This window comes from Sutterella sp. AM11-39 (genome assembly GCF_003472385.1).
GTDB lineage: Bacteria > Pseudomonadota > Gammaproteobacteria > Burkholderiales > Burkholderiaceae_F > Duodenibacillus > Duodenibacillus intestinigallinarum.
Map to the genome: position 1 here is coordinate 1 of NZ_QRLV01000014.1, position 13,163 is coordinate 13,163.

Below are 13,163 nucleotides of genomic sequence, written 5' to 3' on the forward strand. Positions count from 1 at the left end.
CCAAACCCGCTATGAAGCAGGAAGCCCCTCATTTCAATGAGGGGAGAAGTCACGACGCTGATTGAAGGCGGTTCGCTGGAAAAAATCGGAGCCGGACCTTCCACGCGTTATCGAGTCACCGCTCCGATCGAGTAATTGACTCCGCCGTCCGTAGCGATAGTTTTTTCCTTTTTTACCGTTACTCTCTAAAAAATGAGCGTCACGGGTACCGTCAATTTTTGATATATTGCCCACGAACAGGGACGGCACCTGTCGGAGCCCCGAGTTCCCCCAGAGGCTGCCCGCGCCATCGGCGAGCTTTACGTTTGCCGAGCGACAATCCGTACCCCACAAGGGTGACGGCCCGTTTTTCTTTTTTGTTTCGCCTGCCCGTTTGCGAAGTTTCCGATTCGGTCGGCTCAGACCGAGGCATTTCACCTCACCGTACTTCGCCGCAGAGTTTCTCTGCAGCGCATCACCGACCGATTCCGGACACAAGCAGTCCCTGTGCCCGGTGTGTTTTTTACGCAGACTGACGCAGCACGTTTAATTCATCATCAGAGAAAATCATGAGCGAATTCATCCTCACCGCGACCGATGCCAACTTTCAGGACACCGTGAAGAACGTGACCGACAAGCCCGTCTTCGTCGATTTCTGGGCTCCCTGGTGCGGCCCCTGCCGTATGCTGGCCCCGTCGCTTGACGCCGCTGCCGAACAGTTCAACGGCCGCGCCGTGATCGCCAAGTACAACGTGGACGAAAACTCCGCCATCGCCACTGAAAACAACATTCGCGGCATTCCGACGGTTCTCGTCTACAAGAACGGCGAAGTCGTCGGTCAGCACACCGGCGCCATGGGTAAGAGCGAATTGATGTCTTTCATCGAGCAGTACCTTTAATTCGCAAATACTGTAAACTGCGGCTCGTCTCGGGCGGCTTTCCGTTGCCGCCCGGCCGCAATTCTCTTTGCCCTCCGCTTATTTGCGGCGCATCGGGCGCAAAGCTGCCGATATTCAGGCGTCTTTTCCGTTCTTTTTTCAATCAACTTACAAACCGGCTCTTGTCCGCAAGGGCGTTTGTCTGTGCGCGTCTGCATGCGCGCAGTCAAACCATTTGAACATTCACTTCAAAATGCATCTCTCTGAGCTCAAAACACTGCACATCAGCCAGCTGCTTCAGATGGCTACCGAACTTGAGATCGACAATGCGCAGCGCATGCGCAAGCAGGAACTCATGTTCGCAATTCTCAAAAAGCGCGCCAAGCAGGGCGAACAGATCTTCGGCGATGGCACGCTAGAAGTTCTGCCCGATGGTTTCGGCTTTTTGCGCAGCCCGGATACGAGCTACCTGGCAAGCACGGACGACATCTACATTTCGCCCTCTCAGATCCGCCGCTTCAACCTTCACACCGGTGACTCGATCGAAGGCGAAGTCCGCACGCCCAAGGACAACGAACGCTACTTCGCGCTCGTAAAAGTCGATACGGTGAACGGTCTTCCGCCCGAGCAGCTCAAGCACCGCATGCTCTTTGAAAATCTCACGCCGCTTTTCCCGACCGAACCGTTGCGTCTGGAACGCAATATGCGCGGCGAAGAGAACGTGACGGGGCGCCTGATCGACATCATCGCCCCGATCGGCAAGGGCCAGCGCGGTCTGATCGTTGCCAGCCCCAAGACCGGTAAGACGATTCTGATGCAGTCCATCGCGCACGCCATCACGGCCAATCACCCCGATTGCGTCCTGATGGTGCTTCTCATTGACGAGCGACCCGAAGAAGTGACGGAAATGCAGCGCTCGGTCAAGGGAGAGGTCATCGCTTCGACATTCGATGAGCCGGCAACGCGCCACGTGCAAGTAGCTGAAATGGTGATCGAAAAGGCCAAGCGCCTTGTCGAAAGCAAGAAGGACGTGGTGATTCTGCTCGACTCGATCACGCGTCTGGCTCGCGCCTATAACACCGTGGTGCCGAGTTCCGGCAAGGTTCTCACGGGCGGCGTGGACGCCAACGCCCTGCAGCGCCCGAAGCGCTTCTTCGGCGCGGCCCGCAATGTGGAAGAAGGCGGCTCGCTTACCATCCTCGGTACGGCGCTCGTCGACACCGGCAGCCGCATGGACGACGTGATCTTCGAAGAATTCAAGGGCACCGGCAACTCTGAAATCGTGCTTGAACGCCGTCTGGCTGAAAAGCGCGTCTACCCGGCCATCAACATCAATCGTTCCGGCACGCGCCGCGAAGATCTGCTCATCACGCCGGACAATCTGCAGAAGATTTGGATCCTGCGCAAGCTTCTCTTCGATATGGATGAAATCGAAGCCATGGAATTCCTGCTCGAGAAAATCCGCAACACGAAGAGCAACGCCGAATTCTTCGACATGATGCGCGGCGGCAGATAAGTTTCTCGCTGCCGAAGCACTCTGAAATCCGCTTATGACAAAACGAGTTCAGAAGCGGATTCTGTTTTCTTAGGCTGACAACATACGCCGACACACTTGATTTTCTTAAAAAAATCGCGGATAATCGCGTCCTTTCCGTTTGGTACGTGGCGTGCATGCCCGGCGTAAGACCTCTCCTATAGAGGCGGCTGCGCAAGGCCCGCAGGGCGGCCGACAAAATCATTTTCGGAATTTATTTAAATGAAACCCAATATTCACCCCGAGTATCGTCCCGTCGCCTTCGTTGACCTCTCGATCAACAAGACCTTCATCATCTCCTCTGCTGTGCAGACCAAGGAAACCGTTGAAATCGACGGCGTGACCTACCCGCTCTTCAAGCTTGATACCAGCTCGGAAAGCCACCCCTTCTACACCGGCGCTCAGACCCGCATCGTCGAAGCCGGCCGTGTGGAAAAGTTCCGCGCCAAGTACGCTCACGTCACCAAGAGCGCCAAGTAATTCTTCGGCGATTCGTTCCGGAATCGACCAAAGCTCGGTTCCGGTACTGCGAAGAACGATCAAGCTTGGAATCAAAAAAGCCCCGCTTCGTTCGGGGCTTTTTTGTGTTGTGTCCGGAATTTTTCACGAAGACAAGCCGGATCGATAAAATAAGTCAGTCAAAGTCTCAACGGTCCCTCGGATGCTCGACCTTAAGCCAACGCCCCTGAATGTCACGCAAGAAGCCGCACACAAGATGCCGCGGTTTCTTTTGCTTGCCCTTTTGACGATCTTTGTTTTCTCGGGGCTGTTCGGCCGCGACTTATGGTCTTCGGCCGAGAGTCGACTGCTCGCCGAGGTCGTCTCCATCGACTTCACGGATCCCGCAAGCTGGCTCTTTCCCTTTGCCTCCGGCGAAATCATCACCGAGCAAGGCCCTTTGCCGGGATGGATCGGTGCCATCTTCACCACGCTTTTCGGCAGTCTCGTGGGCGAACTGCGTGCCATGCGTCTCTCGTCCATTCTGTGGTTTGCCATCAGCACGTCCTGCATTTGGTACGGAACCTGGTTTCTGGCTCGCCGCCGCGAAGCGCAACCCGTTGAACAGGCCTTTGCCCGTCAAGCTCAGTACCGCGACTTCGGCCGCCTGATGGCTGACGCCGCCACGCTCTTTTTCATCTCTCTTTTCGGCATCGTCGTCAAGCAGCACGAAGCCGTTTTTGAAACAGCCGAACTCGCCTTTTCCTGCGCCGCCTTCTTCGGCTGCTGCTGGGCGCTCACCCGTCCCTACTGGGGTTCCGCACTTGCAGGGTTTGCATGTGGCGCGAGCATTCTTTGCTCCAACCTTCTCGTCGGCGCCACCGTTTTGGTCGGCTGCCTGATGTCGCACATTCTGGTGCGCGGCATCGGTGACACGGCCCGCAAGATCTTTACCACGGTTGCGGTCGCCTTCATCACCTTCGGTCTGTGGCCGTTGGTCGCCTATCTCCTTGCGGGCGTCGTTGCCGGCGACTACTTCAACCTGTGGGCTCAGCGCCAGATTCAAATCGTAGGCTTCTTTGATCCCCAGGAAATCCTGTGGTTCGTCAAGCACTTTATCTGGTATCTGTGCCCTGCTTGGCCGTTTGCATTCTGGGCCATCTGGATGTGGCGCAAAAACCTCACCATCACACACATCGCCCTGCCGCTGAGTTTTTGCTGCGCCTGGTTGATCGGCTTCATTCTCTCGTCGGACGTAGCGGCTGAAACGCTTCTTTCCGTCACGATCGCACCGCTCTGCGTCTTGGCCTCCTTCGGTCTGATGGCCTGCAACCGCAGCACCAAGAGCATGCTTGAACTCTTTTCGGTGGCGATCTTCACGTTGGCCCTGACCGGCGTCTGGGCCTACTTCATTGCCTGGACGCTCGGCTTTCCGCCCAAGATGCACTGGTCGATTCTGCGACTGACTGCCGACGAGTCCGTTTCGCACGCTCACTGGACGGCGATCCTGTTGGCTCTGGTACTGCTTGTCTTCTGGCTTTACCTGTGCGTGCGCCGCCTCATGCGTCGTCCGATCCGCTTCTGGACAGGCCCTTGGCTGAGCGCTTCCGGCATCACGGTGCTCTGGATCAGCGCGGTGTGTCTCTTCGGACCGGTCATCGACAGCAACCGCACCTACGCCAATATTGCCCGAGAAATGTCGCAGGAACTCAAGACTATGCACTATGTGCCCGGCGTAGATTGCGTACTGGCTCAGACGCTGCCCTTGAGCGAGCGCGGCGCCATCGAATGGCACTCCAACATTTCGCTCACGGCTTCCGAATCGGCTTCCTGCCGCTTTGTCGTCACCCACGTTTCAGCCAAAGCTCAGGCTAAGAATCCGACGAAGATGGCTCCGGGTTTTGTGGTGCTGAAGTCCTTCCGCCCGCGCTCCGATACGCGCTATCTGCTCGGGCCCGCCGGACCGGTGCTCATCGAAAAGCAGCTCTAAAAAATCTCCTTCAACAGGTCGGGACGGTTTGTGCAAATGGCATCCGTCCCGATTTGCTTGAGCACCATAGCTTCTCGGACGTCGTCGACCGTCCCAAGCCATCACACCCCAGCCGTGCGCGTGCGCGGTTTCAATCAACTCCGGCGTCACTAGGTCTTTGTGCGGATGAACCGTCTGCAGCTTAAGCTTTCGCGCCAACGCCAGCCAATCGCACTTCGGGTCTTCAAACAAAAAGCCGCACGGCGTTCCGGGACTTCTGTTGAGAAACGCCGTCAAGCACTCGACGGAGAAGCTCGACACCAGGAGAGGAACGGTCAGCTGCGTTTTTTTAAAAAACTCCGCAACACGTTCCGCCAATTCTTCCTCTCGCCCGGCTATCGATTTGAGCTCCATGTTCATTGCCAACTTCAATGAGTTGCAAGCCTCAACGGCCTCCTGCAGAAAACAGACCGGTACCGAGTCTTGCTGTGGCTGACGCGGATTTCGTACGCGGAGCAACTTCAGGTCAGCTGCGGATAGTTCTCCGACAAAACCGACCCCGTCGATGACTCGTCCGAGTTTTGCATCGTGACTCAGAACAAGCTCGCCATCGGCCGTGAGCTGTACGTCAAACTCCACGGCTCGGCAGCTGAACTCTTTTGCCGTCGTAAATGCGGCAAGCGTGTTTTCGGGCGCTAAAAAGCCCGCGCCTCGGTGCGCAACCAAGTTCGGCAATGACCACGTTGTGCGATCCACTTCAATCGAGCATGGGGGCAAAAGTGTCTTCTCGTTTCTGTTCACAACAGATCCTTTGTTTTGCGCGCGAGATAGAGCGGAATATTGGTTATCGAACCGTCTGTGCGATAACCGTGCTTGGAAAAGCGTATTGCCTGTTCCGGTTCATATTCGGCAATGTAGCGTTTGAACGACGGGGCCGATTTATCTTCTCCTGCCTTGACTTCGACCGGGATGATTTCGGTTCCGTTCTGCAAAACGAAGTCGATTTCTCCATACTTGTTCACGTAATAACGAGGCGCAACCTCAAAAAGGCCTTGCAATTGCTGCAGCACATAGTTCTCCGTCAACGGACCTTTGAACTGATAGTCGCTTTTGAGCAGAATCGCCGCATTGTCAATGCCTGCCATGCACTTCAAAAGCCCCGTGTCGAACAAAAAGAGCTTGAATTGGTCCGTCTTGTCAAAGGCCGGCAACGGATGCTCGGGCTTAACCGTGTTACAAACGCGGTTGAGCATGCCGGCCGAAACCAACCACTCGATGGCTTCTTCGAAATCTCTGGCTCTCGCGCCTTCACGCACGGCACCGTACATAAACTTTTCGTTGGCTTTGGCTAGCTGAGACACGATGCTTCGGAAGACCAGCAAAATGCGACCGCTGTTGATTTTTCCGTTGTGCTTGGAGAATTCGTTCTCGTAGATTTCGATCAGCTCACGTTGAATCCGCATCACTTTGACCGGATCCTTGTTCTGAACCCAAGACGCCACGCACTCAGGCATGCCGCCGATGATCAAATAATGGTTGAATGCTTCAAGCAGGCGTCGGTGAAAAAGCTCCTCGATTGGTTGGTTCTTCCGAATGCTTCGATAGTAGGCAAAGAGATCCGGATCGGTAGCTTCCAGAAATTCGTCGAAACAAAGAGGGTAGAGGTCAAGAAGATTGACCATTCCGGCCAGATAAGACTTGGGCTGAGCCAGAAGCGTTCCCAGAAAACTGCCGGCAGCCATCACGTGATAGTCGTTTGCTTTTTCCTTGAAATACTTGAGCGCATTGAGTGCTGCAGAGCACTCCTGAACCTCGTCAAAGACGATGAGTGTGTCACGCGGCAAGATTTTCTCGCCTGCGATCAGCGACAACAACTCAACGATACGGTGCGGATCTTTGTTCACTTCGAAAACGGAGGATAAATTGACGTCTTCGTCGAAATTGAAATAGGCAACGCTCTTATAGCAGTCTCGACCAAACTGACGCATCAACCACGTCTTGCCCACCTGACGCGCTCCGCGAATCACCAATGGTTTTCGGTCCGGACTTTCCTTCCAGGCTGCCAAATCTTCAAACGCCGTACGCTGCATCGTATTTACCCTTGATTTTCAAGGAATTTTAATATGTTTGCCACATTTTTCCAGGATTTTTCGCACGCTTTTCACACATTTTTCCGTAAAAATCCACGCTACGAAAACACATTTTTCCGCAAAAACACCATTACAACACAGCGCGCGATAAAGTAACGATGCCACGACTTCATAATCGTCCCCTTCCGAGCAAAGCAACATCATGGCCAACATTCAAACGATCGACATCCGCGGCGCACGCGTCCACAATCTAAAAGACATCAACGTGTCGGTGCCATTACACCAAATCGTCGGCATCGCAGGTGTCTCGGGTTCCGGCAAGTCGTCGTTGGCGCTGGGGGTCCTCTATGCCGAAGGTTCGCGCCGTTATCTCGATTCACTCTCAACCTACACGCGGCGCCGCATGACGATGGCATCCAAAGCGACCGTCGATGAAGTGTTGCATGTGCCTGCCGCCTTGGCCTTGCGTCAGCGTCCCGGCATTGCGGGCATCCGCAGCACATTCGGCACCTCGACGGAATTGCTCAACAGCCTGCGCCTGATGTTCTCACGCTTGGCGAGCCACGTTTGCCCCAACGGCCACCATGTTCCTCCCTCCCTTTTGGTGGCCGCAGAAAAAGAGCTCGTCTGCCCGACCTGCGGAGCCCGCTTTTACGGTCCTTCAGCCGAAGACCTCTCCTTTAACGGTGCGGGCGCCTGCCCCACTTGCAGCGGCACCGGCATCGTTCGTACCGTGGATCGCAGCACATTGGTTCCGAACGAGAACCTCACCATTGAAGAAGGCGCAGTCGTCGTTTGGGGTTCGCTCATGTGGTCGCTCATGGTCGACGTATGCCGCGAAATGGGCGTGCGCACGAACGTGCCTTTCAAGGACCTGACTGACAAGGAAAAGAAAATCGTCTTTGAAGGCCCGGCGGAGAAAAAGCACATCCTCTACAAGGGCGGCAAAAACTCCAATCCTGTTGAGCTTGACTTCACGTACTTCAACGCGGTCTACACCGTTGAAAATGCGCTTGCCAAAGTCAAGGACGAATCCGGCATGAAGCGCGTGGCGAAGTTTCTCAAGGAAGACGCTTGTCCGGACTGCGGCGGTACACGTCTCTCGGAAAAAGCCCGCGCGCCGCTTTTAAACGGCATCAATCTTGCTCAAGCCTGCTGCAAACCTCTGTCCGAACTCATCGACTGGGTCAAAGCGGTTCCCGCTTCCGTCCCCGAAGAAATGCGTCCGATGGCGCAGAGCATCTGCGAGTCTTTTTTGGAAAATGCCAAGCGTCTCTGTGATCTGGGCTTGAGTTATCTTTCGCTTGATCGAGCCGCGTCCACCCTTTCAACAGGCGAACGGCAGCGTATGCAGCTTGCGCGTGCCGTGCGCAACCGCACCACCGGCGTTCTCTACGTGCTGGACGAACCCTCCATCGGCTTGCACCCGAGCAATATCGAGGGACTTCTGGCCGTGATGAAGGATCTGGTCGCCGACGGCAATTCCGTCGTCTTCGTCGATCATGATGTGCAGATTCTCTCCGCAGCCGACCATCTGATCGAAATGGGGCCCGGTGCGGGCGCTGCGGGCGGCCGACTCATTGCTCAAGGCAGCGTAAAGAATCTCTCTCGCGATCCGACATCCTTTATCGGACCGTTTCTGGCAGGAAAAACCGTTTGCGTTCGCACGCCGGTTCCGGAGTCCGACGTTTTTTCACTCGGTACTATTGACCTCAAGACCAAAGCGATTCACACGGTCAAACCTTTGCACGTACGGATTCCCAAAGGACGGCTAACCGTGGTTACCGGAGTTTCCGGTTCCGGCAAAACCACGTTGGTACTCGAAAGTCTTGTTCCGGCCCTTTCGTCGCTTGTCAACAACCGTGCGCTGCCGGAGCACGTCACAAGCATTGAGGCTCCGGGCATTTCCGCCGTCAAGCTCATTGACGCCTCTCCAATCGGCATCAACGTGCGCTCGACCGTCGCCACCTATGCCAACTTACACGATGAGCTGCGCAAGGTTTTTGCCAAAACGCAGGACGCCAAAGATCAGGGATTTAAGGCGGGCGATTTTTCCTACAACACCGGCAAACTGCGCTGCCCGACCTGCGACGGCACGGGAGAAGTCAATCTGGACGTTCAATTCCTGCCCGACGTCAACATCGACTGTCCCGATTGCCGCGGAAGCCGCTACAGTCTTTTGGCTCACCGTGTGGAGTTCGAAAACAAAAACGGAGAACTCCATACGCTACCGCAACTGATGGCCATGGATATCAATACGGCCCTGCACGCCTGCGCCGGGCTCACCACCGTCTGCCGACGTCTCGAAACGCTGGCTTCACTCGGCCTCGGGTACTTGACTCTGGGCGAAGCCACACCCAATCTATCGGGCGGCGAAGCGCAGCGCTTAAAGCTTGCGGGCGAAATGACGCGCGCTCAAAGCGACACTGTCTTTGTTTTTGACGAACCCACGATCGGCCTGCACCCACTTGATGTCGAGACACTTCTCGGCGTCATCAACCGCTTGATTGAAAACGGGGCGACGGTGGTGGTGATCGAGCACGACCTGGACGTTATCCGCAATGCCGACTGGATCATCGACATGGGGCCCGAGGGCGGCGAAGCGGGCGGGCGCGTTGTAACTGCGGGCTCCGTTTCTGCCGTTAAAAATTGTCCGGATAGCCGCACAGGACGTTATCTGTAATCAAGCGCGAGCTACCAACATCGCGGAGATATGTTTCCGTCGGTATTTTTACCATTCCGGCGCATCTTCGTTTTCGCACGCCAGACGCTCGTCGATGCCTGACAGACACAGATCCAGCGCAATAAAGAGTCGACAAAGAGTGTCGACCCGAATATCAACCTTGCCGCGCTCAAAGTCCGACACCAGCCGCTGCGTCACGCCCGCTTTTTGCGCAAGCTCGTTTTGCGTCATGCCTCTCTCTCGCCGTTTGGCTTTGAGCCACACCGAGACTGCCGGCGGAGTGCGCAGCATCATTGTTGTTCTGGTGGAAATTTCCATGGAAAAAGATACCCGATTCAGTATATTTTCGTATTATACCTAAACGGGTATTTTTTGAAATACTGCTTTTACATCAATGACTTTCGTGTACCGGCTCACCCACTTTATGTCCCGTTTGTTCGCCCAACAGCCACTTGCCTGTTTTGAGTTTTACAACAAGCAAACTCAGTAGCGAGACGCCCACGATGGCCGCACCGACATAGGCGACCGGCATGAATCCCGCCGCTTCGGACACACGGCTGCCGATGAAAGCCCCGCCGCCGATGCCGACATTGAAAATACCCGAATATAGCGATGCGGCAACGTCTGCCGCATCAGGAGCAACCGTCAAGAGCACCGTTTGGAAGGCGAGGCAAACCGCCGTCATCGCAGCGCCCCAACAGATGATCAGCACAGACAGACTCGGCGTATGGGCGGCTGTGACTGTCAGCAACGCAAGCGAAATGCACATAATCACCATGGCACTCAAAAGCGTCGTCTCAACATGCTTGTCCACCGTTTTGGAAGCAACGACGGTACCGATGATGCCGGCGATACCGAAGACAAAAAGCATGGTGACGATCATGCCTTCGTCCAAGCCGCCCGCGGTCGCCAGAATCGGATTGAGGTACGAGTAAGCCGTGAATTGACCAAGCACGGTCACGACCGTCAGGAGATAGAGCTGCTGCAGACCCGGGCGCTTCAAGATCACGGGCAGACTCTTCAGCGACCCGGCGTGGGTGGCTTCGCAAACCGGCAGGACAAAGAAAATCACCACGAACACCAAAGCCGAACCGATGCCGATGATGAAAAACGACATGTGCCAGCCAAAGAGGTGGCCGAGGTTTGTTCCGATCGGAACGCCCAACACTGTCGCCACAATGGTGCCGCCCATTACGGCGGCCAGTCCGACGGCTCGCTTGCCGTGCGGTGCCACACGGGCGGCAAGCGGCGTCATGATCGACCAGAAGATCGAATGCGTAAGCGCCACGCCGACACGGGCCGCAAAAAGCGTCTCAAAGCTTTCCACCCATGGCACCACGAAGTGACAGAGTGAAAAGACAAAGAGCAATACCAAGAGCAGCTTGCGACGCTCAAAACGAGCCGTAACGATCGTGAGCGGCAGCGACATGATCGCCACCACAAAGGCGTAACCCGTCAAGATGAGACCGGTGAAAGGCACCGTCTCGTTGAGGCTGGAGGCAATGTCGGGGAGCAGCCCTACGGGCAGGAATTCGCTCGTGTTGAAAACAAAGGCGGCAAAGGCAAGCGCAATGATCGGAAGCCAGGCTCGGAAACCTGTCTTGTGCAGTACCGGAGTCGACATAGATAACGAAAAATACGGAGCGATAGACGCGAAAAGGCTGCAGAACAAAAAAATCCTGCAGCTCTTTTCAAAATAACGAAAGATCAGGCGTGCCTCAGAGGGCGGCGAAATTTTCCTTCAGCGTCGCTTCAAAGCGCGCGAAATCTTCTGCGTGCGTCGGGTTCTTGATCACATCGTTGGCCATGAAGGTCTTGCCGATGTTCTTCATACCGATAAATTGGAAGGCCTTGTGCACAGGCAGCAGAACGGCATCGATGCCGACGCCGCCGAAAAATTCCCCGGGATCGACAAAGGCGTTCAGAGGCGCATTCCAGGTGATGGAAAGCATGTACTTCTTGTCGGTGAGCACGCCGCCGCGGCCGTAGTTGTGCGCGGGATCGGTACGGGTGCGACCGTCGCCGCCCACGGAAAGACCGGCACAGAACACTTCATCGATGTATTGCTTCACCTGCCAAGGAGTTCCCATCCACCAGGCGGCAAACGTCAGAATCACCGCGTCGGCCGCCTTGAACTTGTCGGCTTCTTCAGCGGCCTTCCATTGCGCATCCACGCGCGTGATCGTCGCTTCGTGGCCCATGGCGCTCAGGGTCTTTTGCGCGAGCTCTGCGTAGCTGTGATTGAGCGTTCCTCCCACACCGTGAAACGGCACGCCGCCGTCAACGATCAGAATTTTTGCCATTTTGACTCCCTCTCTTTTTTTATTCTTTAACCGGAGAAATCTCCGAACACAATGCGTTTCAATTGCGCCAGCAGCCCCGAAAAGGTTCCGTCGGATCGCTTTTCCGCGCCGGACAGACGGCGACGACGCACCGTTTCCGTCAACACTCCCACGACCGTTGCGTCTTCCGGGCTCACCAGACCGATGCTCGCGTCGCTTTGCATGAGCGGCATACCCACACGAACGGGCAAGCCCAGCACATGGTGCGCAAGCTCGGCAACGCCCGGCATTCGGGCCACGCCGCCGGTGAGCACGATGCCGGCCGAGGCTCTCAGGTTCCAGCCGTCAGGACTGAGGTACGTGCGGGCGATAACTTTAAACATTTCCGTGAGCCTTGACTCAACGGTCATCACAATTTTTTCGCACGAACAGGAATCGGGTTCGCCGGTCGACTCTCTCGTATAGCGCACCGTCTCATAGGCGTCTTCCGGACGAAGCGGCCAGTGGCCGTAGGTGAGCTTGATGTCTTCGGCGTCGCTCATGTTGCAGCCGAGCACTGCAGCGATGTCCCTCTGGATGGTGTTGCCGCCCATGCCTGCGACAGCCGTAAATTCCACCTGTCCCTTTTCCCAACAGGAGATGTCCGTCGTGCCCGCACCGATGTCGAGAACCACAACGCCGAGTTCCTTGTCGGTGGGCGTGAGAACGCCCGCGGCACTCGCCCAGGGCTGTAACACCAGGCCTTCGATATCGAGTCCCGCTCGGCGGATGCACTTCACAAGGTTTTGCACGACGCTGTCCGAACCGATTGCCAGATGCACGTGCGCCTTGATGACGCTTCCGACCATGCCGATCGGGTCGTCGATCATCACGTCGTCGTTGTCAAGCGTATAGCCTTTGACGACGTGCGACACCAGTCGATCGTCCTGACTCTGCCCCTCAACCTTGGGATCAAAAGCCATGGCCAGACGCGTGACTTGCTTGACGGCAGCGCTGTCGACTTCAGCGTCGGGCAGCACCACCTGCCCCACCTTGTTGATGCTGTGAAGGTGTTTGCCGGTCAGCGCCACCGAAACCGTGGTCACCTTACGCCGCGACGTCTGCTCGGCTTCGGCAACGGCCGCGCGAATCGATTCCACGGCAAGCTCCACATCCTGCACGCTGCCGTGCTGGATGCCAAGCGAGGGGACCTTGCCAAACCCCAAAAGCGTGAGTTCTCCGCCTTCGGAAGCGTCGGCCACGGCCACCGAAATCTTTTCCGAACCGATGTCGAGCGCGGCGACGGTTGAACTTTGCTGTACGGTTTCCAT

At 56.1% G+C, this 13,163-nt stretch carries 10 protein-coding genes and 1 pseudogene; 5 read left to right on the forward strand and 6 right to left on the reverse strand.

Annotated elements, in window-relative coordinates; translation table 11 throughout:
• Nucleotides 1-548 precede the first annotated feature (548 nt).
• The 4 genes from trxA to DW133_RS10230 all read left to right on the forward strand — a co-directional run bounded on the left by trxA (nt 549) and on the right by DW133_RS10230 (nt 4,819).
• Entirely contained in the window at nt 549-878 is a 330-nt protein-coding gene (gene trxA, locus DW133_RS09075) for a thioredoxin (protein WP_118276342.1), read from the forward strand.
• 232 nt (nt 879-1,110) lie between these two features.
• The gene (gene rho, locus DW133_RS09080; protein ID WP_118276374.1) at nt 1,111-2,373 is read left to right on the forward strand and encodes a transcription termination factor Rho; all 1,263 of its coding nucleotides are present in this window, start codon (nt 1,111-1,113) and stop codon (nt 2,371-2,373) included.
• 240 nt (nt 2,374-2,613) lie between these two features.
• The gene (locus tag DW133_RS09085) at nt 2,614-2,871 is read left to right on the forward strand and encodes a type B 50S ribosomal protein L31 (RefSeq protein WP_118276343.1); all 258 of its coding nucleotides are present in this window, start codon (nt 2,614-2,616) and stop codon (nt 2,869-2,871) included.
• A gap of 181 nt (nt 2,872-3,052) precedes the next feature.
• Complete coding sequence (locus DW133_RS10230) at nt 3,053-4,819, forward strand: glycosyltransferase family 39 protein (protein WP_233542166.1); 1,767 nt, start codon at nt 3,053-3,055, stop codon at nt 4,817-4,819.
• A 153-nt stretch (nt 4,820-4,972) separates the two neighbouring features.
• Here the strand turns inward: DW133_RS10230 and DW133_RS10310 are convergent.
• Nucleotides 4,973-5,599 (reverse strand): annotated as a pseudogene (locus DW133_RS10310) (glycerophosphodiester phosphodiesterase); the annotation flags it as partial.
• Nucleotides 5,596-6,888: an ATP-binding protein gene (locus DW133_RS09095; RefSeq protein ID WP_118276345.1), complete on the reverse strand. Its 1,293-nt coding sequence runs from the start codon at nt 6,886-6,888 to the stop codon at nt 5,596-5,598. The pseudogene DW133_RS10310 and the gene DW133_RS09095, both read right to left, overlap by 4 nt.
• 202 nt (nt 6,889-7,090) lie before the next feature.
• On the opposite strand from DW133_RS09095, the gene DW133_RS09100 reads away from it, so the two are divergent.
• Nucleotides 7,091-9,571: an excinuclease ABC subunit UvrA gene (locus DW133_RS09100; RefSeq protein ID WP_118276346.1), complete on the forward strand. Its 2,481-nt coding sequence runs from the start codon at nt 7,091-7,093 to the stop codon at nt 9,569-9,571.
• A gap of 48 nt (nt 9,572-9,619) precedes the next feature.
• Here DW133_RS09100 and DW133_RS09105 read toward each other — a convergent pair whose 3' ends face one another.
• The 4 genes from DW133_RS09105 to ftsA form a co-directional block, all read right to left on the reverse strand.
• On the reverse strand, nt 9,620-9,889 hold the full coding sequence (locus tag DW133_RS09105; RefSeq protein WP_118276347.1) for a helix-turn-helix domain-containing protein: 270 nt from the start codon (nt 9,887-9,889) through the stop codon (nt 9,620-9,622).
• Between the two features lie 73 nt (nt 9,890-9,962).
• Entirely contained in the window at nt 9,963-11,195 is a 1,233-nt protein-coding gene (locus tag DW133_RS09110; protein ID WP_118276348.1) for a sugar transporter, read from the reverse strand.
• A 94-nt stretch (nt 11,196-11,289) separates the two neighbouring features.
• A complete protein-coding gene (locus tag DW133_RS09115; RefSeq protein ID WP_118276349.1) occupies nt 11,290-11,874 on the reverse strand; it encodes an NAD(P)H-dependent oxidoreductase in 585 nt (194 codons plus the stop codon).
• Nucleotides 11,875-11,900: 26 nt separating this feature from the next.
• Nucleotides 11,901-13,163, reverse strand: a complete 1,263-nt coding sequence (gene ftsA / locus DW133_RS09120) for a cell division protein FtsA (RefSeq protein ID WP_118276350.1) — start codon at nt 13,161-13,163, stop codon at nt 11,901-11,903.